This window comes from Bacteroidota bacterium (assembly GCA_008933805.1).
Classification (GTDB): Bacteria; Bacteroidota; Bacteroidia; order UBA8524; family UBA8524; genus SB11.
On record WBUH01000001.1, the window covers coordinates 37,871 to 64,122 of the forward strand.

The window sequence follows — 26,252 nt, forward strand, 5'->3', positions numbered from 1 at the left end:
CGGCCTATAATATGAATAAAATTAAATTTCTGTTACGGTGTACACTCGCACTGCTGTTCTTTGGAGCAGTCTTTGCCAACAGGGTCAATGCCCAGTGTACCATTACTGCCAAAGCCGACGGGTGCGTTGGTGTTGGCGTTCAGTTTTCGGTTTCCGGAGCTGCAACAGTCGGTGCAATAGACTCAATCGTGTGGACGTTTAGCAACGGTTCTACACGTACCTCTGTTCCCACAGGTGTTACTAACGTTTGGAGTTCCCCCACAGGCGGACCATCTGTTGTAACAGTTACCATCTATAAAGGAGGTAGCACCACACCGGCTTGCGTTTCAACACACAATGTTACTATCCATGCAAATCCTGTGGCTGATTTTAATAATCTATCGCCATCACCACAGTGTTTTAATGGTAACTGTTTCAATTTTCAGGATGTGAGCCAAACGCCAAGCGGAAACCCCATTGTTTGGCGCGAATTTGTGTTTGGTGATGGAGGTAAGCAAATTGACAGTATCTCTATTCCGAGTATAATAGGCTGCTACAGATATGTTCCCCCAACTCCTGCGGGTGGTAAATTTACCCCTCAAATGACCATTAGGGACAGCAAAGGTTGTATCTCGTTTGTTGAGAAGCAAGCTTTAATAGAGATTAAGCCTGATATTGGAGCTAACTTCACTACTCCAAATCCGAAGCAATGTTTATTTACACCTACTAATTTTACTAACACTTCATTGGTAAATCAAGCCAATACCAAAAAATTCATTTGGGATTTTGGTGATGGTACGATTGACAGCAGCCAAACCCAATGGAGCGGATTCGTTCATACTTATACCAAAAATGGTTGTTTCAATGCTCAATTAATTATTGAAGCACTGGACGGTTGTAAGGATACCGTTAAAAAAGCTGCCGCTTGTAACGTTGCTCCTATTTTGGATGTTAGCGTAGCTAATGGTGATATTCAATGTGCAACAGGACAGCAGTTTGTATTTAGTCACCCTGCTATTCAAGGTGCCGCTTTCTTATGGAACTTTGATGATCCCCCAACTGGTCCCTTGAACTTTGATAACAAAAACTGGACAACAACTCACAACTTCTCAAGCACTGGCCCTTTCGATGTTAGGTTTACCTTATTTACACAAGGCCCTGCTTGTCAGTTTGATACTGTTTATCGTGTTCACGTTAAAGGTCCTTTGGCTGGTATCGAAACCAAACCAGCTCCGGTTATTCCTCCTTCACAACGCTACCAATGTAAAATTACTGATACTGTATATTTCCCTAACATTTCATCATACTACTTAAATGATGATTCAGCATTCAATGATTTTTACTACACTGTAGGCGGAGGTATATTCCAGTTTATTACTCTAACAACAGCTCATGTTGATTTTGATACACTTGTTTTAGGTACTCCTCGTAACTTCACTACTCGTACAGGCCGCAAGGTATATGTGAATGGCGATACTGTTGCCGTAAACGGTGATACTTTGATTTTACAAGGTACCTACTTGGTAAAAGGTACAGATATGAGCGACAGGGATGCATTCTTCTCTAAGAATAGTCATACCACACGTATTTGGGATTTTGCCGATGCAGTAGCTCCACAATGTACAACAGACTCAAGGCCTATTTATCCTAAGAGTGCCGCAAACGGTAACTTACACTGGCCTACTTCACCTGCTCCGGCATGGACGTATGATGCCAACGGAAAATGGTACAACTGTAATTTTAACCGTGATTCATTGCCTAAGCACTGGTACACTCCCGGACAAGAGCGTTGTTACCAAGTACGTTTGATATTGGAAGATACAAGTAAACCCGATCCAAATATTCAAACACTTACTTCTACTCATAACGACCCAAGCTGTCAATCAGAAGCTACTGTGAACCTTGCATTGCAAGGACCTGATGCCAGCGGTTTGCGTATGAAAAAAGACCCTTGCTACGGTAGCCCTAACGTATATGGCATAGAATTCTTCTTTGACAGGACAGGCCCTGCTTGTGACCGTCAAATGTTCTGGATTCACCTTGACTCTACTGCTGATAGGGTGGATAATACTCCTAATGTGTTCGACAAATGGATTCCTCAAACCGGTACTGTTGTTGACCGTATGTTTACTCCTTGGCCGATGGCTACCATGGGACTACCTCCTAACGTAGGTAGCATCTACTGGCAATATTCTGCTCAAGGTGGTTACCCTTCAAAAATTGCTGATAAATCAGGTTGGGTAACTGTTGGTTTGCGTATTCAAAACGGTATCGACCCAACAACCGGTCAACCATGTATTGATGAAAAATGGTATAACAAAGCTTACCGTTATATTCAAGCTGAACCTGATTATAAGTTCTATAACTTGAATAGGCCTGATAGCTTGTACACTTTTGAAAGGTTGTGTTCACCTAACGATATATATGTTAAACGTAACAAACTTGCTATATCGTTACAAGGTGGTTTGACTGACTCTACTTATGCTAGTGATAGTGTGGGTGTAGATTCATGGTCATGGACTAACACAGCTGCACCTATTACAGGCGGTTATTTAGAAACCGGTGCGTTAGTTGATAGCTTCCATAGGTATATGTGTGACTCATTGTCTAACTATTGCTACTCTTATGTTATGCGTTATGAATTTAAAGCTGACGGTAGTGTAGTATTATTAGACTCTGTTGTTACCCGTGTTTGGGATAGAACTACAAAACAAACTATATCGGTTACACCAATGGACTCTATTCCGGATGTAATCAAGAAAATCCGTATCAATTCACCCGGTCGTTATGATGTAAGGCACGCATTGATTACTTGTCAATCGGAAGAACGATTAGTAGATGGTGCTATGAAACGTGTTAAAACCTGTTGCGATAATCCATACTTTGAGGCAAGTCACATTGCAGTATTAGGTTTCTTTAGCAACTTGAACCTTGACGATTCAATAGTATGCCGCAATAAAGAGATTCAATTCTTCGATTCGGCCAGGTACTATTTAGAAGATGATATACCTGTTTATCCATACATTTTGGATGAATATGATTTCTGGGATAACCCGTTAGTGTACAAAGATGGTTCTAACCGTCCACGCCCACGTCCGTTCCCTGCTGATTATGAAAAATTGCGTTGGGATTTTGGTGACGGTACAGGCTGGAACTCTTCAGTACCTGATAACCCACTACGTGCTTTCCCAGAACCAGGTATCTATACTGTTAAACTTGAAATGAGCGATAGTATCGGTTGTAAACAAGTTGAAACTAGGAATGTAACCATTACAGGTATCTCATCTAACTTTACTTACAATAGGAAACTTACAAACTGTCGTCCTACCGTTGACTTCCTTGATACATCATTGATACTTGATCCTTGCCGTTTGGTGAAAAACACAAACTGTGATCAAATAGTGAGCTGGGAATGGAACTTTGGCGATAACAAACCAAACAACCAAAGTATATCTATCTTACAGAATCCTTCAAAAATCTATACCTCATTCGGTGATTTTGATGTGACACTAGTAGTTACTACTAAATTGGGATGTAAAGACTCTATCAAACGTACAATTTCGTTGGAAGGTCCTCGTCCAAGATTTGAGTTTGCTGCTGACTCAGTAGGTTGCCGTCCTTTCACTGTAGAATTGCGTAACACTAGTATCAACCCAAGCCCTAATGCAAACTGGATTTGGTACTTTGGTGATGGTAAATTCTTGAATGACAATACTGGTAAAGATGTTACCCATACATATGATACTGCCGGTACTTTCGAAATTATACTATATCAAGAAGACCAAACTCCTCTAGGCTCAAATAAGTGTAATGCTATATTCCCTGATACTAACCAAACTAACGGTAACTATCGTAAGTTCTTAGTAAGGGTATTGCCATCACGTAAAACTGCCTTTACTGTGTCTGATAGTATTGTGTGTGTTAACGATTCAGTTACCTTTACAAGCAGCTCAGATACTATTTACTCCGACTACGTTTGGGTAACCGGTGTTGTTGGTGATACAATTAAGAAAACCAAAGCAAACGGTGGTGATGTTGTTGGTAAGCGTTATACCTTCCCCGGTACTTTCTACGTGCAGTTGAGGCCACAATACACTCCCCCAGCAGGTGAGCCAGCTTGTCCTACATCATCTGTTCGCAGGGTTGTTGTACGTGACGTTGAAGCTAAATTTGCTTGTGATACTGCTAACATACCTGTAATGAAGTTTATCAACCAGTCTCGTAATGCGGCTAAAATTTGGTGGGATTTCGGAACCGGTGATGGATTTGAAGATGGTAATGCAAGACCTGATTATCCAGATGCTAACTACAACTATGGTGAGAACAAAGGTTTCTACACTGTTCTACTTGCTGTAGAAAGCCCTGAAGGTTGTTTAGATACTGCTTTTTGCCAGTTTGTTTATGACTACAAAGTAGGTATTAACCCTCCAAACATCTTTACTCCTGGAGACGGTAACAACCTAAACGATTTGTTCGATGTGAGAATAGAGAACGAAGAAGCTTATGCGTTGGGTATATACAACCGTTGGGGTGAGAAAGTGTTTGAAGCTGAGAAGAAAGATGCAATGTGGGACGGTAAACACATGGCTACCGGCTCAGATTGTCCTCCAGGTGTGTACTTTGTAGTAATTAACTACAGGTTGCGTGGTCAAAGTGATAAAACGTACCGCGGTACACTAACCTTGAAACGTCAATAAACCGCTCAAGGCTATAATATAAAAGCCCCGTCGATTAAAATCGACGGGGCTTTTTGTTTAAAAAGACTGTTAATTGTTAATACTAATTAGATGCTTGGGTAAAAAAGCTCCGTAGCCAATCATTTACTGAGCAGTCTATAACTAAGTGAACACGGTCTGTTTGTCCGCCATTTTTTAGACTGTGCAATAGATTAAAGTTCAAATACCAGCATTCCCCCTCGTTTAAGAATACGCGTTGTTTATCAAGGTAAAACTCCATCTGTGGATTAGTAGTAATTGGGATGTGTAAGCGAAGTTCTACGTCATCAAGTGATAAGTTATAGTCTGTATGTTCTTTAATAACAGCTCTGGGTCTCAATCGCATCAATCGTACAGTGTTCTTTTGACATTTAAGACTGTCTAAAACTTCTCTGAAATACGGGCACTTTGCCATGTATTCAGTATCAGCCATCTTGTCCGTAACCTCGTAAGGAGAGAATATCTTGTACTTATTGCCATCCTCGGCTCTTAAAGCAATTATACCCCAATCACCCTCGTAATGACTTTTGTTATAGTGTGATATCCAATCGTCTTCCCTAAATTTTTTTAAATCAGCTTGAAGTTTCTCTACATCAAACTGAAACGGTAGTTTTAGCTTAGCAATCATAAATTTTAATGGTTAGGCTTCAGCCCACATACGTATTAAATTACTATGGGTTTGTAGCAATTGGTTGGCCTCAGGTGAATTGGGATTGTCTTTACTAATAGACTTGTGAACATTGTATAGTTCAAATAGCGTTTGCCGCTGGCCTGCATCTCTAATGTAGCTTTGTATCCAGGTCACTGCAACTTGGCGCATACCCTTAGTTACTTCCTTTACGCAATGCACTTGTGTGCATGGGTATACAATAGCATCTCCTTTAGCAAGTTTATAGCTGAATTCACCTGTAGGTGATAAGACGACTAACTCCCCGCCTTCATAAGTATCGGGTTCGCTCAAGAAGATAGTCATTGCAATATCACCCCTCATGCCGGGATAGGCACCCATAAGCGGGCTATCAACGTGCCAGCCGTAACTCATTCCTGCCCTGTAACGACTTACTAATGGCGGGAAGATGTGGCGCGGGAATATTGCCGCTTGAAATATAGGGCTACGGTTCATTGCATCAACAATATGCTGTTGTATCAGCGGTAATGTTTGCTGATTTCTAATGTCAATCTGCGTATTGTTTTTAACCTCCTTTGCTGCAGCGGTAGCTGTTAGTTTTCCGTCAACAAAATCAGAGCGTGATATTAACTCATCAATTGCCGGTAATTTATCCGCAGAGATTAGTTGTGGGATATGGAGATATAAAGCAGGGAAACTTGTTTGTTCTTGCATATACAGTATTATTTAACAGTCCATTTTACCATTGCAGGGAAAGCAGGCGCATTGTTTTCTTTTGCCATTTTAGGTTCAAACGCAAGTCCCTTCCATTGTAATATAGGGACTCCAAGATAACGACCTTCAGAGAAGTTTTCAATCAAAGAATCGGATGAGCCTTTGTACCCCTCGGGGTGAAACAAAATCTCAGGTTCAAGGTCTAAATATTTCAAAGCAGCCCAACTCCATGCAATGGCTCCCATTTCCTCACCGCCTTGCATTTTGGTGTCGTACACAACTGTATCTGTTAGGTTTTTTCTAATTCCGGGTGCAATAATTGCCAAGTGGCCGGCTTCGTGCAGAATGTCTCCCGGTGCGAGCATCTTATCCTCGTCAACAAGAATACTTCCATTAACTATCCTTATGCCGGGTAAGAAAGTCTTTTCATCAATTTGAGCAGCATGTACTTCAATCCCTATGCTCCACAAAAAATCACTGATTTTAGTGGTGATAGGGTTTTTAAACTGGGGGTTGGTTATTGTATTCATTTGACCTTACCAATAATAATGTTTTCAAAAATTAAATAGTCCAAAGGTGATTCAATAAAGAAAGATATTGCCTGCTGTGGCGTTTCGATTATAGGCATACCCTTACGATTAAGAGATGTGTTTAATAGTATTGGTAAGCCTGTCTTGTTTTTAAAGTCGCGAAGTAAATTATAGAAATTTATATTGTTTTCTTCTGTAACAGTTTGCACCCGTGCAGTACCGTTAAGGTGTACAACATTGTTCAATGGTTTTTCCCATTCAGGCTTTACGGGATTTACCAGTATCATATAAGGAGAGTCCCAATCATATTTAAAATAGTCAGTACAGTGCTCCCTCATCACCGCCGGAGCAAATGGCCTGAAATCCTCTCGTAGCTTTATATATTTATTAATATAGTCTTTAACTCCAGCTTTTCTTGGGTCGGCAAGAATACTTCTGTAGCCTAATGCACGAGGTCCAAATTCACAGCCTTCGTTAAACCAGGCTATAACATTACCCTCAGATAATAATTTAGCAGTAATGGTTATCCAATCAGTTGTTTTTTGAATAGTAAGGTTTTCAGGTAGCGATGAAATATCAACCGTGTATTTTTTCCCAAAATTAGATGTGCCGGTATGTTTAATCCGCTCTTTCTTTAGTATTTCAAGCCAGCCGTAATAGGCGCAACCTATTGCAATGCCATTGTCGCCTGCTGCAGGTTGTATGTATAGGTTTTCAATACTTGTTTCAGCCAATATACGTTGGTTTGCAACCGCGTTTAGGCCAACACCACCTGCGTAGCACCAGTTTTTATTCGGAAGCGTGTTTTGGTGGTAATTAAAAAGGTATAGCAATGCCCTTTCGGTCTCGTCTTGTAGCCAACGGGCTATATTAGCATAATGCTGGAAATGTGTGTTGAAGTTATCATAGCTTCTTGAGGGCTGTTTAAGTTCGTTAAGCCAATCTAATGTATTAAACACCCTGCCGTCTCTAAGTTCAAAAACTGGAAGCTGATAACTGTCTTTTACTCCATAAGGTGATAACCCCATTAGTTTACCTGTATCGTCAACGTTGCCAAAGCAATATTGGCTGGCTGCTTGGTAGGCTCCTCCAATAGAGTGAATTATTGTAGGCATATGCAACTGTTCAGCGGCTTGCATATGGTTAAATTCAGAAAAGTCCTTAAATATGGGAGTGAGAATGTTGTTGTGGTATTTGTACACACTAAATTTCTCGCACCAAAAATGGTGAGGATTTTCATGTATTGATGAAAGATTTGGTATAGTAGCCCCTGCAATATCGTCGCATTGTGTAAAGGGACTGCCACTACCGTCAATTACCATAACATTACAGTCGTCAAATGGCGAAGTACCTATTGCGCTGTAAGCATGGGCTAGGTGATGGGATATGGTAACAATGGGGGCTTTAAAATTAGATGTAAACGCCCTAGCCCCACTGTAGTTTGTGGTTTCTATTGTTTCCTTTTCAAAATTGGCATTTTGTACAACAAGGTCAATATCGTCTATTGTTATGCCTTCAGCTTCTAAGCAGTATTCAATAGCCAGTTTATCGTTTCCCCCGTGGTGTTTTATTCGGGTGATGCGTTCTTTTTCTATTGCTACTGCAATCTTACCGTCTTTTAATAAACAGGCACTACCATCATGTGATAAATGCGTGCCTAAAACGTATGTATGTTTTTTGTACACAAAAAAGGTGTTTTAACGGGGGTTAAATAACCTTTATTACAACTGTTAGTTGTTATTTTTGAGTTTAACAACTTTTAGTTGTAAAAAGGAGGTGATATCTTTAGTTATTGCAAAAAACACTATAATCATAGCATTTGCAACGTTTTCTAATTGTTATTTTAAATTAATGTTAAAATAATCTTGCAGTTGAAAGATATTTTTTTAAATTGCTCTACCAAAAAAAATATATACTATTAATTATGGAAGGATACATTGGAGAAATCAGAATGTTTGGAGGCAACTTTGCTCCAAGAACATGGGCCTTTTGCGATGGGCGAACTATTAACATCGCATCAAATACGGCCTTGTTTTCAATTGTAGGTACTCTTTACGGTGGAAATGGAACAACAACCTTTTGCTTGCCTGATTTACGCAGCAGAACAGCTGTAGGCGCTGGAACGGGACCTGGTCTGTCTCCATACGTGTTAGGGCAAAAGGGAGGTGTTGAAACAACTGCAATGTCACTAGTTCAAATGCCAATACATACGCACATGATTGGAGGAACTATTGTAACAAACCCTGTAACATTTGCTGCTACCAATGGTGATGCGTCAACTACAGAGCCTAGTTCAACAAATTTTCCCTCAATAAGTGGCGGCGCGGCTATATATGAAAGTGTACCAACGCCAGGGGCTTATATGGGACCAATAAACACAACAATTACGGCTACAGGAGTTTCTGTAGGACAAGTGGGGTCCGGACTACCTTTCTCAATCCAACCCCCATTAACCGTGACAAACTACATTATTTGTATGTTCGGTATTTTCCCATCAAGGGATTAATTTTTAACTATTATTCATACTATAAAAACATATAGAAATGGAAGGAACAATGGCAGAAATCCGCTTATTTGCGGGTAATTTTTCACCCAAAAGCTGGGGATATTGCAATGGTCAATTGCTAAGTATTGCTCAGAATACGGCATTATTTTCGTTACTTGGTACAACATACGGTGGAGACGGTAGGGTAACCTTCGCATTGCCTGATTTTAGGGGACGACATCCTTTAAGTTCTGGTCAAGGTCCTGGTTTGCCAAACTATCCGCTAGGTCTAGCCACAGGAACACAAAGTACCTCTTTAACTCTGGGTAATTTGCCACCACACAGTCATAGTGTTACAGGCACGCCATCTGTTACAATAAAGATGCCATGTAATATAAGTGATGGTAGTGGTACTGAACCTGAAGGTCAATACCCAGCAACTCCTGCTGGAGGGGCTACAATGTATTCTCCGGCCGCAGACTCCACTTTAGCTACAATTAATTTAAATCCTGTGTCTAATTTAATTGCTTCTGTAGCTGGTGCATCAATGCCAATACCATTAGGATCTCCCTACTTAGGGATTAATTATATTATTTGCATGTACGGCATTTACCCAAGCCGTGATTAATACAGTATTATTTCATTAACATTAACTAAAAAACAACATTTATGGAAGGATATATTGGCGAAGTAAGATTATTTGCCGGCAATTTTGCTCCTAGGGCTTGGATGCTCTGTCAAGGTCAATCATTATCAATTGCTGAATACACTCCGCTTTATGCACTCATTGGCACTATGTATGGCGGTGATGGGCAGCAGTCATTTTTATTACCCGATCTTCGTGGTCGTAGGGCTGTTCACTCTGGGAACAGCACAGGTCCTGGTTTGCAGCCCATATATATAGGTGAGGTTGGTGGATATGAGCAAATAAACATAACATCATCTCAGATGCCGGCTCATAGTCATCCAATTGCAGCAACATTAACCGGTAGTGCTACGGTGCAATTCGCAAATGTAGATGCGGATAGTGGAGTAACGCCTCAGAATAACTATTTCGCAATTTCAAGCGAAAATTTTTATGCACCCGGAGGTGATACAACCTTGGCAAACCCCATTGTGACTACTAATGTGTCGACAATGAGTTTGTCAACTGCTGGAGGTTCTCAGCCGATTCCTTTAGTTACTCCTTATTTGGCATTAAATTATGTTATTTGTTTAGAGGGTATATTTCCTTCTCGCAACTAATGTATTGTTAATAACAATTTTCTTGGCCCAAACCACAATGGTTTGGGCTTTTTTTTATTTTCACGCACAAAAAATAGTATGAGTATTACAATAGGGATATTAATTCCGCGATCAGATATTTTTCCAACGCTTCCTCAGCACGTTGTTAAGGGTATTAAGCTGGCATTTGAAAATGAAGGTATTGATGCACAGGTGATAGTGTGTGATATAGGCAAGGGTGTTGTTCAGGATTTGGTTATGTCAAAAGCCAATGAATTAATTATGCAAGATGTGGATATCACAATTGCTTATGCTGGTAAAAAGGTATTAGATGCGCTAAAAGCATTGTTTAGAACTTCTAAGAAGCCGTTAATGCTGATGGGTATGGGGCCTAACATAACAAGAGAAGAAGAACTTGGAGAAGCGCCATACATAGCCAGCAATTCATTTGATTTATGGCATACTTGTTATTTATTGGGTGAGTACGCAGCAAAGAACATTGGAAAACAGGGGATTGCTTCTGTTGGACTATTTGAAGGGGGATACCAGCTTTTACCTGCTTTTAATGAAAGTATGGTACAGAATGGAGGGGGTGTTGTTGCCACTCATATATCAAAACAACTGGATGAAATTGATTTTACGGGCGATTTGAATAATATGATTAATTCAACACCTGCTGATTATTTAGTGGAGTTTTTTAGTGGTATTGATAGCCCAAGGTTTTATGATTTGTGTGTTAAAAGCGGTATTAGCAAAGAGCTTCCGATAATTACTCCAAGTATTGGGATTGAGCCTTTTGCCGAATACAACAAAAGACTTGTGCACGGGCTTAGCTGGCAACCTTTTGTTAAAAATGCCGCAAATGAGCAGATGATAACAAGTTTTACCCAAAAACATAATGAAGAGCCCAGCGCTTATGTAGCGTTGGCCTATGAAACAGCATTGTGGATAGCAGAAGGGATAAAAGCTTGCGACGGTAAATTTAACACTGCTACCTACTGTGAGGCTATTGCAAAGGCAAGTTTTCAAAGTCCGAGGGGAGGCTTTACGGTTAATAGCGAGAAAAATACCAATCAGCCGTTTCCTACAATTATTGTTGATGGTGAAACAGTAGCAAGTTATTCAATAGCTGCTGAACAGGAGAAAGAACTAGTTGAGTCATTTAGTAGCCGTGTTCAAGCAGGGTGGTTTAATCCTTTTCCTTGCGCATAATATATGAAGATTGGTATTTTATGTAACAGTGTATTACCCCTTCCGGCAATACAAATGTTAGCTTCAAATGGGTTAATTGTTTGTATAGGGTTGCCCGCAGATGAGAATCCTGAGACTGCTGAAGTTGTAGCTACCCTTGCCGCTATGCAGTTGTCGGTGACAAGGCTTCATAAAAATGGGCTTGAAGATTCGCTTCTCAGATGGGTAAATAGGAACAAGCCCGATGTGGTGTTTGTAATGACCTTTCCTTGGAAAATACCAAGCAAGACTCTTTTGCAACCAAAGTTAGGATTTTTCAATTTTCATTATGCATTGTTGCCAAAGTACAGGGGGGCAAGTCCTGTGTTTTGGCAATTACGGAACGGGGAGTCGTATGGCGGACTCACTGTTCATAAAATGGATCAGGGTTTTGATACAGGACCTATTGCGCATATACACAAAATTGCCATCAAAGCAGGGGAAACTTATGGTATGCACAACAAACGACTTGCATGGGAAACGGTGCAGGGAGTTGGAGCATTTACACAAACATTAATGCTGCTTGGAAATGCAGTACCGCTTACCCCACAAAGTAGTGACGAGGCACAGTACTTTAATAGACCCACGGCAAAAGATTTAGCCATTGATTGGTCCGCAATGAGCGCCAAACAAATACAATGCCTGGTAAATGCTTGCAACCCATGGAACAAAGGTGCCTTTACACGATGTGGAGATATTGTATTTAAAATTGTACAGGTTTCTGTAAAAGAACAAAAGATTGTTTATAACCAACAATTAATTCCAGGTACAGTAATTAATTGTTCTGAAAAAAAGACAATAGACATTATTACCGTTGATAATAACGTTTTAAGTATTGAGGTTATTTCGGTTGATGAAGGTATTTTTACCGCAGATTTCTTAGTCTCTATTGGTCTAAGAAATGATATGGTACTTGTGAACCTTTAAAATAAACCAGAAATAAATAAATGCTTATGAATTTTATTAATTGTTTAGATGGGAAACGTGTGTTTAGTTTTAAACCATTTTTTCTGTTATTATTAGTTGTTTTTTTTCTCGCTTTTTCAGCGCGAAAAACAAAAGCGCAAACTACGTTAAGCACGGGCGATGTTGTATTTACTGCGTATAACTGCGGTTCAAACGGCGCAGATACTTTTGCGGTAATGTTGTTGACGGGAATCACTAGCGGGACTGAAATTATTTTTACAGACGGTTGTTACACTGATGCTACCGGCTATTTTCTTTTTCCCGGGGCGGCAACATCAGACTGGGCCTTTAGATGGGTGTCTTCATCAACTATGAATGCAGGGGATCAGATTAAATTTTGGACTTCTACTACCAATTGTTCCGGTAATTGTGGTTATAATGCTTCAACTGGCAATATAACCTGGGGTAGGGGACTATCCTTTCCTTCGTCAGGTGATCAGGTATTTGCCTGTCAAGGAGGAACTATAGATACGTCATCTGCAACTCGAACTTATACCCCTGGTACCGTACTTACAGGTATTCATATGAATTTAACTACGGCTACTACTACAGCGAATTGGGATGTAGGGGCAACGGGTACCAGTGCTTCTGAACTTCCTAACTCACTCACTACTTACACTAATGCTATATGGCATAAATATATTGGTACTGGTGCTAATGGTGAAGTTGATAACGTACGTTATAATTGCGCTGTTACAAGTGGAACAGCTGCTGCTATTCGTTCAGCTACAATGGATACAGCCAATTGGAGTTACCTTGATGGGACAACGCCTCTTTTAGCCCTACCAGTTGTGCGGATGTGCCGGTGGTTTGGAGTGGTACATGGAGTAATGGCACAGGTCCAAGCCAGGTCTTAAAAGCTGTAATAAATAGTAGTGCAACTCCTGGTAGCTTCACCTGCGCCGATCTGTATATTAGTAGTACCTTTGCGCTAACGTTGAATAGTGGAGCTACAGCAACTATTTATGGTGACCTTTATAATAATGGCAACGGTACAAGCGGTGTTGGAACTTTACGTTTTGTTAAATCGGGTACACAATCACTTAACGGTACAGTTTTTACCCACAGCGGGGTTGTAGAAGTTGCCACCGGATCTACACTTACAACCAATAGTAAGCTTACCATTGCCAATGGCGGTAGCTTAATGCACGGTACTAGTACCCCAAATGGTGGGGGTTCAGTATCGGGTAGCATTACTTTTGAAAAGACAATCGGGACAACCACCAAAGGCTGGCGTATGTTTTCACTGCCTGTAGATGCGTTGATTGATAATTTTGAATCTGGTTTGAACACTTTGTGCAGCAATCATACTCCTTCAGGTGAGCGTAATGTTTATTATTATAATCCTGCTGCAGGAGCCACTGCCCCTGGCGGTAATTATGCAGTGGGTTGGACACAGGCTAATAATACTACTGACGATGAGCAGAAGGCGTATTCAATTTATTTGGACAATACGAGTCATGGTGCTTGGAACTTTGGCTCTACTGTAAGTATTTCAGGAACTCCTAATAATGGTACCGATACGTTTAGCCTCCAATATCATTATGATCCCGCAAGTTCAGGTAATCAAGCTCCTCAACGTGGCTGGAACCAAATACCTAATTATTTTCCCAGTAATTTAGGGGTGTATAACCTTATTAACGATGGTAACTTTGGTACTACATATAAAGCGATACACGTTTGGGATCAAAATACAAGCCAAATGATTGGTCTTAACCAAAGTTCAATGAATAGTTACAACAACTCAAGTACAAGCCGTTTTAGTACCATCAGGCAAATATCACCGTTCACAGGTTTTTGGGTAAAGGCTACTTCAGTTTCACAGTCTATTCAACTTAAAAACAGTATGCGCACCAGTCGTACCGACTCTTTACCCGCAAATACCTACTTTAAAAAAGAGTTTGATATTTTTAGGGTTGAAGTGAAAGATGCAGAAGGCAAAGCAGACCAGTTTTCAGTTTGTTTTGATGAGGCAGCTACCGATGGTATGGACTATTCAATGGATATCTATAAGTTTAAATCGTTTAGCGATGAAGTGCCTACATTATATACTGAACTTGCCGGTGAGGGTATGATGAGTTTGAATGCTTTACCTATAAAAGAATCCTACACGATGCCCCTGTTTATTGAATCGTTTAAGGATGGTAAAGAATATACTTTTAGTCCTATCACCGAAGAATATTTAGGGTACTTTGATGTAGAGCTTGTCGATAACAAAACAGGTGTTAAAACAATGTTGTTGGATAAAAACTACAGCTTTAAGTATGATGCGGCTTATAAAGGTGCCCGTTTTACGTTAAACTTTACAAAAAAATCAACCACTAGTGTTGATGAATTGTTTAGCCCTGAAAAAATGTATGCTTATACAAACGAGGGTGGAATTAACGTAGTGTATAGCAACAGAAACACTGCAACAACTGCTACAGTTGAAATTTATAATATTATGGGGCAAAAATTGTTTAGTACACAAACTGCTGCCGGTGTTGAGACAGTTACTTACCAACCTGCAGCCACTGCCCAAGCAAACGTTTATGTTATAAACGTTACTTCAAACGGAAAAACAAAAACTATTAAAGTGGTTTATTAATAGTTCATAAGCAGCACCAAGTGTGTGAACCCCGTCGATGAGACGGGGTTTTTGCTTTATAGAGATGCAGTAATCAGCAGAAATAATTTTACAGAATGGCTATTCGCGAGCTGAGTTTTTTGCATATTTTTACAAAAACTATTATCAATTTATTATGGCTAATCTTATTACCGGAATAGACGTTTCTAAATATCAGTTTGATATTGATTGGACAAAAATTCAACAACCGATAACTCCGTTTGATCCGCCTGCAATTGTATTTGCCTATATAAAAGCAACGGAAGGTGTAGGTTATATCGATCCGAATGCTCAAAGCAACGCTACAGGTGCCAAAGGGGCAGGGCTTAAAATCGGGTATTACCATTTTGCTACACTTAACAATGCTGCTAACCCTGTGGCTGATGCACAAAGCGAAGCACAGGCATTTTTGGCAGCAATGGCAAAGTTACCCGCACATGATTTACCACCTGTGCTGGATATTGAAAAGAATGTTTCTAACCTTACCAAGCAACAAGTATTGGACTGGATACACAGCTTTTACGCTGAGTTGGAAAAGAACGGGGTTAACAAATACATCATCTACAGTTATAAGTACTTTTTAGACCCGTACTTACCTGCAAATCACGGTTTGGGAAACATACCCCTTTGGTTGGCTAATTACAGTAAAGTAACTGCCCCGCCGTTACCCATTGGTTGGAACAGTTATGCAATATGGCAATACCGCAGCGACGGCCAATTTACAGGCAAAAGCGGCAAACCGGTTCCTTGTGATGTGAACAAAGGCAACGACGGATTTTGGCTGTGAGCATCCCTAATACGTCATGTTGAACTTGTTTCAACACCTCACCAATTTACTATGAATAGGTAAGTGATTCCGAAACAAGTTCGGAATGACTTATCGGATTATTCAAACCCGAAAATGCTTTGTGCATTTTGGGTGGTAATTCGTGCAATTTCTTCTACGGGTATATCCTTAATTTCTGACAGTTTTTGGGCTATGTGTTGCACATAGGCGCTTTCGTTGCGTTTACCGCGAAAAGGCATAGGGGCTAAATAGGGCGAGTCTGTCTCAAATACAAGGTTTTGCAGGTCAATGTCTTTTAAAATGGTTCCTAAATCGGAGTTCTTAAAAGTAAGCACTCCGCCTATACCCAAATGAAAACCTAATCCTGTAATTTTTTGTGCTTGTTCTTTTGTTCCTACAAAGCAATGAAAAACACCACGAGCACCTTTTAATTCAGGCAGGTTAAGAAGTTCAATGGCCTCATCAGTAGCTTCGCGGGTATGAATGGATAAGGGTAGGTTTAACTCTATTGACCATTTGACCTGTTGTATGAAGGCTGTTTTTTGTTCTTCAAAAAAAGTCTTATCCCAGTACAGGTCAAGGCCCATTTCACCAACGCCGTAGTATTTGTAGTTGCTAAATAGCTCCTGCTCCACTAAGGCTAACTCACTTTTGTAATCCTCTTTCACACTGCAAGGGTGCAAACCCATCATGGGGAAACAGTTTGCAAGGTAATTTTCAGCTAGGGTTTTCATTACCGCAAGGCTGCCGCTATCGATATTAGGCAATAGTATCTTTGTTACTCCGGCATCAAACGCCCGCTGTAACATGGCATCCCTGTCACTGTCAAACTCTTTTGCATACAAATGGGTATGCGTATCGCACAATATCATTACCAGCTAAGTTTTTCTTTGTTTAAAAACGATTGTATTCCCCGTTTGCAATCTTCTGTTGCACGGGCGTGGGCATTCATTTGGGCAGCATAATTTAATCCTTCATCAACGCTTAAATGTTGTACTTCGGCAATCATCTCCTTAACCAAAGCAATCGATTGACCTGAAGCTTCTGTGCACAGTTTAGAGGCAAAGTCAAGCACTTCTGCATCAATAGTCTCTTTAGACGTTACAAAGTTGATTAATCCAAAATCTTTTGCTTCTTGTGCTGATATAATTTTACCTGTCAGCAGCAATTCACGGGCTTTGCCTTCTCCAATCTTGCGTAGTAAAAACACTTTCACAATGGCAGGTACAAACCCAATTTTTACCTCGGTATAGCCAAACTTGGCTTCGGGTACACTAAAGCTAATGTCGCACACTGTAGCCAGACCGCAACCACCGGCCAGTGCATGGCCTTGTATTTTTCCTATTACAGCCTTTTTTCCTTTATAAATCATGCTGAACAGTTCCATTAAATGGGTACTGTCGGCAAGGTTTTCATCGTACGTATTGTTTTGCAGTTGTTGCAAATAGGCAAGGTCGGCACCCGCACAAAAGGCTTCACCGTTGGCTTGCAGCACTATCACTTTACAATGCTCGTCGTTTTCAGCTTGTGTAAAGGCAGCTTTAATGGCTGTTACCATTTCAGCATTCAGTGCATTGCGCTTTTCGGGACGGTTTAGGGTAATGTATCCTATCCTGTCCTTCGCTTCGTATACTACCAAAGATTCGGTCATAGTTAAAATTGTATTCTATACGCCCCGTCAAGGGCTACGTTGTGTGTTTCTGTTGTTGTGTTTTTAGAAAAAGGCGAAGTAACCACCAACTGTCTATACCTAATCAAAGAGGCTAACTTATCAGTTTTTACTTTCGGGCTCAATATCACCACATCCCATTCTACCTCTTCTGAGGCAGTAACAGGGTTTTCATCAGCAACCCAAAGCACCTTTAATCCCTGCAAAGCTATGTACCTGCCGCCGTATATGCCAAAATTGTTTGCGAATACACTATCGCCATACGTAAAATTTACCTTGCTGATATTGGCTGCAATTAAATGGGGCTCAATTTTTTGACGGTAAGTGAGTGAGTGTTGAGTAATGGAACTATCCGCCCAAATCCACGCTTCGTTTTTTTCGATATAACTGATTGCCTTTTGCTCGTATGGGAGCGCATACACTGTAAACTCTTTATTTTGGCGGGTGGTGTAGTTTCTATACAGATGTAGCGATGCCAACCCAATGCAAAAACTTAAACACACTACCAGTGCTGTGTATTTTTTTGAGGCAATAAAGATTCCCAAGGCGATAATGGCAAGATATACCAGTATCATACCGCCAAAACTTAGGTACAGGCCGCCTGAGTAGGAGAGAGGCCAATGTTCAATTCCGACGGCGGTTCTATTACAGGCCAGCAGCAAGTAGTGCAAGCCTTTTCCCATCCAAATGCTGATGAACGGGATGGGTGAGGCAATAAACAAAACTATCCCAACGTACACGGCAAGTATGCTGAGGGGTACAATAATCAAATTAGATAGCAAGAAGTAATTAGGAAACTGGTGGAAATAGAAAATACCCAATGCAAAGGTGGCTATCTGTGCGGCTATTGAAACCGATACCAATTGCCAACAGTAATCGACAATTTTGTTTTTTAGAGTGATGAGACGGTATAGTGGTAAGTACAACAAACCAATGCCTGCAACGGCCAAGTAGGAAAGCTGGAAACCGATATTGAACAATGCTTTGGCATCTACACACAAAATAAAAAGGGCAGAAGCGGCCAGTGAGTTAAACAAATTAGTTTTTCGCCCGATGGTATCTCCAATCACAATAAAACTGAACATTACCGTAGCCCGCAGGATTGACGGGGCTAACCCCGTAAGTACAGCATACCCCCATAGCACTGTTAAAATAATCAGGGTACGGAATATCCGCAGTGTTTTAGTGCGGTTAAAGAACAGTAACAGCCAACCCAGCAATAAGTAAATGGCTCCTACGTGCAAGCCCGAAACCGCCAAAACGTGGATAGTGCCTGTGCGGGCGTATGCGTTGGTAAGTTCATCGGGTACATCACCCCGCTGACCCAAAATAAGGGCAGCAGCAACGCCATAGGTTACGCTATCGGGTAAAAACTGTTGTAATACTCCGTTAAAATAGGTGCGTGCGGTATTGGCAATTTTATAAATCGGATTTGTGAAGTTTACTCCGGTTTTTGAATATTCGCCTTGTTTTAAAAATACTTGGAAATAAATATTTTGGTTGGCCAGCCACCGCGAATAATCAAACTCGTTTGGATTTAAAGGCGGTTGCGGGGTTTGCAAATTCCCGTTAATGATTACATAATCGCCGTAAGCAAGGGTAGAATCGTAGCCCTTTTTAGGGAAATACACCCAAAGTTTTCCTTTCGACGCGGTCAGACTGTCGTTTGTATTGACCCATTCTGCTTGGGCAAGCGCTCGGTAGGTTTTGTTTTTCTCTTCGGGGTTTTCTAATAATCGTACTAATAAAGTTTTTTGTGGAGGAATATTTACTAAATTATTTTTAAAATTATGGGGTGAGTTAAAATAAATAGCCAATAGCCCTGCAAATAATAAAGTGCTATTAATTACAATGCCCGGAAATACGGAGAAGGAAAGTTTAGCTTGCCAATTAGGCTTTGTAACTACGAAAAATAATAATGCTGCCGAACAAATTATTAGCCCGACGATAATTAATCCGATAGGGATGGGAAAATAATACCCCGCTAAAATGCCAGCAATAAAGGGAATAATTAACCGTACTATGGGTGCCCTATGCAATGGCATCGGTGGGTATTATCGTTGTTTATAGATATGGTCAAACGCTTTTTGTAGAGCAACAAAACAAGAACAATTTTTTTGTTTTAAGTCGTTCAGAAGAGTTTTAAATTCAGGTTTGGTATCTATTCCGTATGTTTTTAATCCTTTCATAAACTTTTTTCGGTCAGTACTAAATCTGTATTTTGAAAGGTCAACAGACACTTCAGCAGCATTTGTGTGAATAAAACCATCTACCTGTGGTGATAATGTTATGAGGAATAAATTTCCTAATTGTTTTAAAACTACCCCGTCTATATTAGAAACTTCGGTAAAGGTTTCAAAAAATTTTTGTTTTCTTTTATCATTATCTACAACGCCAATAAATATACCTTTTAGCTTTTTATCATAAGCTCTTTGTAAACTGGCAGATACTTGATATACATCAATAGCATTTTCAACACTGTAAGCATCTTTTGAAAATAAACGGCACAGGCCATAAGTAGCACCGTCTTCAGTAAAAAACTTGTGCATTTTATTTCTCTTGCAAGTGATTAATAAAACGGTCGATATTAAAGAAAATATCAGTTTTCCATTCTTGGACTTTCGCCAATTCCTCAGCACTTAAAATCTTAATTTTAGTTTGATAGTCTTCGTAATACGTCAACACCACATTTAATTCTTCATCATCCAAACTGTCAATTAAGGTATTCAGCATATACGGGCTGTGTGTAGAAATAAAGTATTGGTTTTCGTCGTTCAGTACAATCCTGTCGGCCAGCATTTTAATATACGGTGGGTAAGAGTGTACCTCCGGTTCTTCAAATAACAATACTGAATCTTTGTTAGTTTCAATGGCAGCTAAATAAAAAATAATATGGCGCAAGGTATCTGCAATGTTCGAGTACGGAACCTGATACACAATCCTATCTATTTTCTTTTGAATGATAAACTTGTTTTCTTTTTTATCTAAAACAAATTCAAGACCTTGTTCTTCAATAAAACCACCAAATTCATTTAAAAGTTCTTTATTGTAATTTAATATGGTAAATAAATTTTCACCATACGGAGGGTATAAAAAATCTCTAAAAGTATCATAATAGTTATCATAATGCTTGTAGGTGTATGTTCTTATGGGGTTGCTAACTTCAATGTTGTTGGGGAAATGTAAAGGTATCGCGTTATTTGAACGACCAGTTTTGTCAAATTCTACTAGCGAAGGGCGCAAATAATGTTTTTGAGGCGGTGAAAATGGTTCTAAATTTCCTCTAAGTTCATAGAATGCATTTCTTGGAAAATATGTTAGTTTACGATCATTATATACAGAGGCGATTTTTGATTCCCATTCTTTGTCAATAGAGGTGTATATGAATAAGTGGTTGTAATATTCAATTGTTACTCTTGATAGCTCTGTTGATATTTTGATTTCATTATCTGTATCTTCGTCGTAAAAGAGATTAAATAAGTCCCTAAAACGTATAATACCTTTTTGGGCGAGTTCAAAATTACCACTTTGCATATTTAGGGTAGAAGTCATCAACCCCATCCCCTCCAAAATATTCGATTTTCCCACGTTCGGTTTGCCAATAAACACGTTCACCCGTTTGGGATTAAACTTTATATGCTTTATAGACTTAAAGTTTTTAATTTCAAGTTCTTTAATGTTATTTTCCATAGTGGTATAAACAAAGATAACTATTTATGCCAAGCAATACTGCAAGGCTATTTCCTCACATTTTTTAAAAAACGCAGGGTAAAAAAATAATTTATGCCGCGTGAAATATTATTAAAAAGGGTGGTAAACAAGCCGTAGTAGTTAATCATTACCCTAAAGCGTTCGCGTACGCCTGCCCAGCGGTGTTGGGTGCTAACCCCATCCTGCATGAATTGGGTAATTACCGTATGCGCATTTTTAGCCGTCTCACTATTTTTTAATAAACGGATGGCCCAATCAATATCAGCGGCAATTTTATATTCCAAATTATACAAAGGCGTAATTTCCTTTTTACTGATAACCGATTGGTGGCACACCACCATCCCTTGCTGAAAACTTTTCCAAGTTAAATGCTCAGGCGGGGTAAAATGGCGCATCCCCACAAACTGATAATCGGTGTCAATAATTTTGGTGTCACCGTACAACACATCTTCACCTGCGCAGTGGCTAAATGTTGTTTCAAGCGTATCAGGGGCATCCAGTAAGTCGCCCGCGTTCAAAACCATCACATAATCACCCGTAGCCATTTGCAAACCCTTGTTCATAGCGTCGTACAAGCCGTTATCGCGTTCGCTTACCCATTGGGTTACCACGTTAGGGTACTTTTTTATAATATCTACGGTGCCGTCTTTGCTGCCGCCGTCAACAATTACATACTCAATGTTGGGGTATGTTTGGGCGGCAATACTTTGTATGGTAGGTTCTAAAAACCGTTCGGCGTTGTAGGTAACCGTAATGATGGAAAGCTTGGGCTGCATACTTGTGCAAAGATATCTTAATTTGGGGTGTTGTTTATGAGAATGGGTTTAAACCCATAAAGCGTTCATTGTTTAATCTCTAATCCTGTAATGCTGCTTACTCGCTTTGCAATTTCATTGTGTCGTTTAGTATCCATGTATAAAATCGGGATGGTAATTATACGGTGCTTACTTGCGTCTTTGTTGATAAGGTCGTAAAACATTCCGCCCCCGCGTCCGCCTCGGTGGCTATAGCGTATATAATCGGCTGAATTAACCGGTAGCTCGCTTATTGTGTTTCTTGCCAAGCGATTATAGGTTACGGTGATTTTATCCCGCTCTATACAAACCTCATACACCACCTTTTGTTTCAATAATAAAACTATCAATACTAACACCAACAGCAGCAATGCTCCAATGAGGGGGATGGGTAATTCTTGACCAGCAACAACGGCAACGATGCCAAGTAGAATTAATAAAACGAATGGGTAAATTCTGAAAAAAATATACAGAAATATCCTACGGTTCTTACTTTCTGTCAAGTGTAAGCGTTCAGCAGTATCTTCAACCACCGTATAAGGTTTAAAAATATTCACACAGCTAAAATAAGGGTTTGTTGCCGACATCTTATCACGGTAGGGTAAAACCTTCTGTGTCGACGGGCATAAAGCCCGCCTCTCAGGATGTGTTTGTTCCGAAGGGTTTTAAACCCTTCGGAACGAAACCTCGCAACAGAGACGGGCTTTATGCCCGTCGGAACATCCGTCGTGGCAGACGGTTATGAAAACCGTCATTATTGATAACGTCCCCATTGAATTTAACGCTCATGGATATGCGCAAAGATTGCCTGAATATAAAATTCAGGGCTTTTGGCGATAACGTCCCGAAGGGTTTTAAACCCTTCGGGACGAAACCTCACAACAGAGACGGGCTTTATGCCCGTCGGAACACCCGTCGGAACGCTATCAAAATCCCCGTCGTAAAGCTCACAAATTTTCAAAGTAGCATATCCGCACATTTCCTAACTTCGCCCCGTGCAATTTAAAGACATAGTAGGCCAGCAGGCAGTAAAAGCCAAACTGATTTCAGGTGTAAAAGAAGGGCGTATACCTCATGCCCAGCTATTTTTAGGCCCCGAAGGAAGCGGTAATTTGCCCTTGGCTCTTGCTTATGCACAATACATTGCCTGTGCAAATCGTGGCGAGGACGACAGTTGCGGTGCTTGCCCCAACTGCATAAAGTACAGCAAGATTATACACCCCGATTTACATTTTACATTCCCTACGGTGGGTTCGAAAGAGATTTCGGACAACTTTATGGAGGAATGGCGTTCAACCTTTTTGGCCAATCCTTACCTAAATGTATTTGATTGGTTAATGGCTTTAGAGGCTGAAAACAAACAAGGGAATATTACGGTAGATGAGTGCCGGAACATTATCAAAAAGCTATCGCTGAAAAGCTTTGAAGGAAATTTTAAGGTATTGATAATGTGGATGCCCGAATACTTGGGTAAAGAAGGAAATACCTTGCTTAAACTGATTGAAGAACCGCCCCAAAAAACCTTGTTTTTGCTGGTAGCCAATAGTGATGAACAGATACTTACTACCATTAAATCGCGTACGCAGTTGGTAAAAATACCTGCTTTGCAACAAGCCGATGTTCAAGATGCCCTTGTTGAGCGTTATGGAGCAGAGGTTGAAGCCGCCCGCGCTTCTGCATTTTTAAGTGAGGGGAACTTGAACCTTGCCGTGCAGATGTTGAGTCAAACCGAGAACAACTTTTTTGACAGTTTCCGCAACTGGATGCTGATGTGCTACAAAAACGATATGAACGGTGTAATGGGATGGATAGATGATGCAAGCACATTGGGTCGCGAAATGTTGAAGCACTTTTTAGCTTACGGTCTGCATATTTTCCGTGAATGCTTGATATACAAAAACACAGACGGACACTTAGTGAAACTAACCGAAAAGGAACGTGATTTTGTGAGCAAGTTTGCCAACTTTTTAACTCCCGCTACTATCGAAAAAATCTCAAACACCTTTAACGACGGCATTTATCACATTGAGCGGAATGCGAATGCCAAGATTACATTAATTAATATATCTTTGCTAATTAAAAATAACCTGGCGGCCAAGGCGGGGTGAGATGGATAAGAGGCAAAGAATGAACGGTGTAGCTGATTTAACAAGCCCGGTATAGTATTTAGCAAACGTTTGCAGGTGTAACTGCATGGTGCATTGCACCCTGATATTTATAAAACCTCTCCCCTGATGGGAATGGAATACGAATACCTGCCAAGCAATCCTAAATACTTTAATAAACCTCTGTCAATCAAACAACTGCCCTATATGCCATCGGCCGCTGCATATAAAATTTTTACTAAACGGAGAAGAAACGTATATGGGATGTGGTTCATGCGGAACGGGCGGCGGATGCTCGCCAAAAGGGTGCAAAAATAACGGCACCTGCAACACCGGAGGGTGTAATAAACTTAATGTGTATGATTGGTTGGGCGATATGGAACAGCCCAACGGATATAAACCTTTTGATGTTGTTGAAGTACGCTTTAAAGGAAGCAGAAAAGAATTTTACCGTAACGACAGCAATTTTGAACTTTTTATTGGCGACCCGATTGTTGTGCAGGCCGAAAACGGCTACGACTACGGGCACGTATCTCTTAGCGGCGAATTAGTGCGCCTGCAACTTAAAAAACATGGGGTAGATGCTGACAGTCCCAATATGTTCAAAATATACCGTCGTGCTAACGAAAAGGATACCGAAAAATACGACGAACTAAAGGCCAGAGAACCCTACACGCTTGAAAGGGCGAGAACAGTAGCTCTTGAACTGAACCTGCAAATGAAACTGAGTGATATTGAGTTTCATGGGGATGGACGTAAGGTTACTTTCTTTTACACTGCTGAAGAGCGTGTGGACTTTAGGGAGCTGATAAAACGCTACGCCGAAGAGTTTAAAGTGCGTATTGAGATGAAGCAGATTGGTTATCGTCAGGAAGCTGCAAGGCTGGGCGGTATCGGTTCATGCGGCAGGGAGTTGTGTTGCTCAACATGGCTTACCGATTTTAAGTTGGTAAACACATCGGCAGCCCGCTACCAAAACCTGTCCATCAATATGCTAAAACTTTCAGGTCAGTGCGGTAGGTTAAAGTGCTGTTTGAACTACGAGTTAGACACTTACCTCGAAGCCTTGAGCGATTTCCCCAAAGGAGATAATGTTACCATTGAAACCGAAGTAGGATATGCCCGTTCACAAAAAACCGATATTCTAAAACGTCAGATGTGGTTTGTGTACGAAAACAGCACTGATTGGTTTCCGTTGGATATTAAAAAAGTGAACGAGATAATAGCCTTGAACCGTGAGGGTAAGAAGGGTGAGATTTTGGTAGATACACCAAAAGGAACAACCGCCTTGCAACGCTCTATGGATGAAGATATTATCAGCGAAAACGACCTAACCCGTTTGGATAAAGGCGGTAACCGTCGTGATAACAACCGTCGCCGCGATAACAGGGGTGGGGGAGATAGGGGTAACCGACCTACCAACAACCGTAACCCAAACAACACACGTAACCCCAACCCTAATCCTAATCCCAACCCTAACCCTAACAATCAGAACAGAAGTAACGAACCGCGTGAAAACGGTGGTGATAATGCCAACAACGGCGGAAATAATAACAACCGCAGAAGGCGTAAGAAAAAGTAATTTAGCAGTAGTGAAAAAAACCGCAGTTATTTTAATAGCCCTTGTGGCAATGCTGATGCAAAGCTGCAACAGCAATACAGTATACGATCAGAATTTGTTTTTGCCCGAAGACGGCTGGCATTATAAAAACCGGGCGGCTTTTGATATTGAAATAACAGATACTACACACTACCACAACTTTTTCGTAAACCTGCGTATTACGCCTGATTACGAATACAGTAATTTATATGTGCTGGTGTATGCAAAAAGTCCGACTGGTGATAGCACTATGACCCGCGAAGAGCTGAAACTTGCAGAAACCGACGGACGCTGGACAGGGAAAGGCTCGGCAAGTATTATCACTTACCGCATACCCATTGCTGAAAAATTTGTTCCTAAAAAAACAGGTGTGTATCACTTTGAGATAGAACAGAATATGCGTACCAATACCCTTAAAGATGTTGTAAACATTGGTATGGCGGTTGAAAAGGGGGATGTAGTTTTTTAAACAATAGCACTCGTATTTTTGTTACTTTGTAATAGGTCTTA

At 40.5% G+C, this 26,252-nt stretch carries 23 protein-coding genes; 12 read left to right on the top strand and 11 right to left on the bottom strand.

The window, feature by feature from the left end; all coding sequences use genetic code 11:
* Nucleotides 1–11: 11 nt before the first annotated feature.
* Nucleotides 12–4,676: a PKD domain-containing protein gene (locus F9K23_00155; GenBank protein KAB2918582.1), complete on the top strand. Its 4,665-nt coding sequence runs from the start codon at nt 12–14 to the stop codon at nt 4,674–4,676.
* 82 nt (nt 4,677–4,758) lie between these two features.
* Here F9K23_00155 and F9K23_00160 read toward each other — a convergent pair whose 3' ends face one another.
* Genes F9K23_00160 through F9K23_00175 form a run of 4 tightly spaced genes read right to left on the bottom strand, consistent with a single transcriptional unit; the run spans nt 4,759 to nt 8,251 of the window.
* Nucleotides 4,759–5,322, bottom strand: coding sequence for an aspartyl/asparaginyl beta-hydroxylase domain-containing protein (locus F9K23_00160; protein ID KAB2918583.1), 564 nt, complete (start codon nt 5,320–5,322; stop codon nt 4,759–4,761).
* A gap of 12 nt (nt 5,323–5,334) precedes the next feature.
* Nucleotides 5,335–6,036, bottom strand: coding sequence for a Fe2+-dependent dioxygenase (locus F9K23_00165; protein KAB2918584.1), 702 nt, complete (start codon nt 6,034–6,036; stop codon nt 5,335–5,337).
* Between the two features lie 8 nt (nt 6,037–6,044).
* The gene (locus F9K23_00170) at nt 6,045–6,530 is read right to left on the bottom strand and encodes a hypothetical protein (protein KAB2918970.1); all 486 of its coding nucleotides are present in this window, start codon (nt 6,528–6,530) and stop codon (nt 6,045–6,047) included.
* A gap of 32 nt (nt 6,531–6,562) precedes the next feature.
* Nucleotides 6,563–8,251, bottom strand: coding sequence for a transferase (locus F9K23_00175; protein ID KAB2918585.1), 1,689 nt, complete (start codon nt 8,249–8,251; stop codon nt 6,563–6,565).
* A 239-nt stretch (nt 8,252–8,490) separates the two neighbouring features.
* Between F9K23_00175 and F9K23_00180 the strand changes: the two genes are divergently transcribed.
* The 8 genes from F9K23_00180 (at nt 8,491) to F9K23_00215 (ending at nt 15,863) form a co-directional block, all read left to right on the top strand.
* On the top strand, nt 8,491–9,072 hold the full coding sequence (locus F9K23_00180; GenBank protein KAB2918586.1) for a phage tail protein: 582 nt from the start codon (nt 8,491–8,493) through the stop codon (nt 9,070–9,072).
* 37 nt (nt 9,073–9,109) lie between these two features.
* A complete protein-coding gene (locus tag F9K23_00185) occupies nt 9,110–9,679 on the top strand; it encodes a phage tail protein (GenBank protein KAB2918587.1) in 570 nt (189 codons plus the stop codon).
* Nucleotides 9,680–9,720: 41 nt separating this feature from the next.
* Nucleotides 9,721–10,296 carry a phage tail protein gene (locus tag F9K23_00190; GenBank protein ID KAB2918588.1) on the top strand — a complete coding sequence of 192 codons (576 nt, stop codon included), beginning with the start codon at nt 9,721–9,723 and terminating at the stop codon, nt 10,294–10,296.
* A gap of 42 nt (nt 10,297–10,338) precedes the next feature.
* On the top strand, nt 10,339–11,487 hold the full coding sequence (locus tag F9K23_00195) for an ABC transporter substrate-binding protein (protein ID KAB2918589.1): 1,149 nt from the start codon (nt 10,339–10,341) through the stop codon (nt 11,485–11,487).
* Nucleotides 11,488–11,490: 3 nt separating this feature from the next.
* Nucleotides 11,491–12,432: a hypothetical protein gene (locus tag F9K23_00200; protein KAB2918590.1), complete on the top strand. Its 942-nt coding sequence runs from the start codon at nt 11,491–11,493 to the stop codon at nt 12,430–12,432.
* 26 nt (nt 12,433–12,458) lie between these two features.
* Nucleotides 12,459–13,328 carry a hypothetical protein gene (locus F9K23_00205; protein ID KAB2918591.1) on the top strand — a complete coding sequence of 290 codons (870 nt, stop codon included), beginning with the start codon at nt 12,459–12,461 and terminating at the stop codon, nt 13,326–13,328.
* Nucleotides 13,329–13,408: 80 nt separating this feature from the next.
* Nucleotides 13,409–15,058: a T9SS type A sorting domain-containing protein gene (locus F9K23_00210; GenBank protein KAB2918592.1), complete on the top strand. Its 1,650-nt coding sequence runs from the start codon at nt 13,409–13,411 to the stop codon at nt 15,056–15,058.
* A gap of 154 nt (nt 15,059–15,212) precedes the next feature.
* Nucleotides 15,213–15,863, top strand: a complete 651-nt coding sequence (locus F9K23_00215; GenBank protein KAB2918593.1) for a hypothetical protein — start codon at nt 15,213–15,215, stop codon at nt 15,861–15,863.
* 98 nt (nt 15,864–15,961) lie between these two features.
* On the opposite strand, the gene F9K23_00220 is transcribed toward F9K23_00215, so the two are convergent.
* From F9K23_00220 to F9K23_00250, 7 genes are all read right to left on the bottom strand, one after another.
* Entirely contained in the window at nt 15,962–16,735 is a 774-nt protein-coding gene (locus F9K23_00220) for a TatD family deoxyribonuclease (protein ID KAB2918594.1), read from the bottom strand.
* Nucleotides 16,735–17,514 (bottom strand): enoyl-CoA hydratase/isomerase family protein, encoded by a 780-nt coding sequence (locus F9K23_00225; GenBank protein KAB2918595.1) that lies wholly within the window; start codon nt 17,512–17,514, stop codon nt 16,735–16,737. Before F9K23_00225 ends, F9K23_00220 begins: the two co-directional genes overlap by 1 nt.
* 2 nt (nt 17,515–17,516) lie before the next feature.
* Complete coding sequence (locus F9K23_00230) at nt 17,517–19,577, bottom strand: ComEC family competence protein (protein ID KAB2918596.1); 2,061 nt, start codon at nt 19,575–19,577, stop codon at nt 17,517–17,519.
* Nucleotides 19,578–19,586: 9 nt separating this feature from the next.
* Nucleotides 19,587–20,081, bottom strand: a complete 495-nt coding sequence (locus F9K23_00235) for a hypothetical protein (protein KAB2918597.1) — start codon at nt 20,079–20,081, stop codon at nt 19,587–19,589.
* A 1-nt stretch (nt 20,082) separates the two neighbouring features.
* A complete protein-coding gene (locus F9K23_00240; protein ID KAB2918598.1) occupies nt 20,083–21,222 on the bottom strand; it encodes an AAA family ATPase in 1,140 nt (379 codons plus the stop codon).
* Between the two features lie 47 nt (nt 21,223–21,269).
* The gene (locus tag F9K23_00245; protein ID KAB2918599.1) at nt 21,270–22,019 is read right to left on the bottom strand and encodes a glycosyltransferase; all 750 of its coding nucleotides are present in this window, start codon (nt 22,017–22,019) and stop codon (nt 21,270–21,272) included.
* Nucleotides 22,020–22,084: 65 nt separating this feature from the next.
* Complete coding sequence (locus tag F9K23_00250; protein ID KAB2918600.1) at nt 22,085–22,624, bottom strand: hypothetical protein; 540 nt, start codon at nt 22,622–22,624, stop codon at nt 22,085–22,087.
* A gap of 408 nt (nt 22,625–23,032) precedes the next feature.
* Here F9K23_00250 and F9K23_00255 point away from each other — a divergent pair, with 408 nt between their 5' ends.
* From F9K23_00255 to gldH, 3 genes are all read left to right on the top strand, one after another.
* Nucleotides 23,033–24,145 (top strand): hypothetical protein, encoded by a 1,113-nt coding sequence (locus tag F9K23_00255; GenBank protein ID KAB2918601.1) that lies wholly within the window; start codon nt 23,033–23,035, stop codon nt 24,143–24,145.
* A gap of 256 nt (nt 24,146–24,401) precedes the next feature.
* On the top strand, nt 24,402–25,724 hold the full coding sequence (locus tag F9K23_00260; protein ID KAB2918602.1) for a hypothetical protein: 1,323 nt from the start codon (nt 24,402–24,404) through the stop codon (nt 25,722–25,724).
* Entirely contained in the window at nt 25,672–26,211 is a 540-nt protein-coding gene (gene gldH / locus F9K23_00265) for a gliding motility lipoprotein GldH (GenBank protein KAB2918603.1), read from the top strand. The genes F9K23_00260 and gldH overlap by 53 nt, the downstream gene beginning before the upstream one ends.
* Nucleotides 26,212–26,252 lie beyond the last annotated feature (41 nt).

Bases quoted from the DNA above. Each gene is read 5' to 3' on its own strand.
- F9K23_00155 (KAB2918582.1), top strand. From the start codon at position 12: ATGAATAAAATTAAATTTCTGTTACGGTGTACACTCGCACTGCTGTTC.
- F9K23_00160 (KAB2918583.1), bottom strand. From the start codon at position 5,322: ATGATTGCTAAGCTAAAACTACCGTTTCAGTTTGATGTAGAGAAACTT.
- F9K23_00165 (KAB2918584.1), bottom strand. From the start codon at position 6,036: ATGCAAGAACAAACAAGTTTCCCTGCTTTATATCTCCATATCCCACAA.
- F9K23_00180 (KAB2918586.1), top strand. From the start codon at position 8,491: ATGGAAGGATACATTGGAGAAATCAGAATGTTTGGAGGCAACTTTGCT.
- F9K23_00185 (KAB2918587.1), top strand. From the start codon at position 9,110: ATGGAAGGAACAATGGCAGAAATCCGCTTATTTGCGGGTAATTTTTCA.
- F9K23_00190 (KAB2918588.1), top strand. From the start codon at position 9,721: ATGGAAGGATATATTGGCGAAGTAAGATTATTTGCCGGCAATTTTGCT.
- F9K23_00200 (KAB2918590.1), top strand. From the start codon at position 11,491: ATGAAGATTGGTATTTTATGTAACAGTGTATTACCCCTTCCGGCAATA.
- F9K23_00205 (KAB2918591.1), top strand. From the start codon at position 12,459: ATGAATTTTATTAATTGTTTAGATGGGAAACGTGTGTTTAGTTTTAAA.
- F9K23_00215 (KAB2918593.1), top strand. From the start codon at position 15,213: ATGGCTAATCTTATTACCGGAATAGACGTTTCTAAATATCAGTTTGAT.
- F9K23_00220 (KAB2918594.1), bottom strand. From the start codon at position 16,735: ATGATATTGTGCGATACGCATACCCATTTGTATGCAAAAGAGTTTGAC.
- F9K23_00225 (KAB2918595.1), bottom strand. From the start codon at position 17,514: ATGACCGAATCTTTGGTAGTATACGAAGCGAAGGACAGGATAGGATAC.
- F9K23_00230 (KAB2918596.1), bottom strand. From the start codon at position 19,577: ATGCCATTGCATAGGGCACCCATAGTACGGTTAATTATTCCCTTTATT.
- F9K23_00235 (KAB2918597.1), bottom strand. From the start codon at position 20,081: ATGCACAAGTTTTTTACTGAAGACGGTGCTACTTATGGCCTGTGCCGT.
- F9K23_00240 (KAB2918598.1), bottom strand. From the start codon at position 21,222: ATGGAAAATAACATTAAAGAACTTGAAATTAAAAACTTTAAGTCTATA.
- F9K23_00245 (KAB2918599.1), bottom strand. From the start codon at position 22,019: ATGCAGCCCAAGCTTTCCATCATTACGGTTACCTACAACGCCGAACGG.
- F9K23_00250 (KAB2918600.1), bottom strand. From the start codon at position 22,624: ATGTCGGCAACAAACCCTTATTTTAGCTGTGTGAATATTTTTAAACCT.
- F9K23_00260 (KAB2918602.1), top strand. From the start codon at position 24,402: ATGGGATGTGGTTCATGCGGAACGGGCGGCGGATGCTCGCCAAAAGGG.
- gldH (KAB2918603.1), top strand. From the start codon at position 25,672: ATGCCAACAACGGCGGAAATAATAACAACCGCAGAAGGCGTAAGAAAA.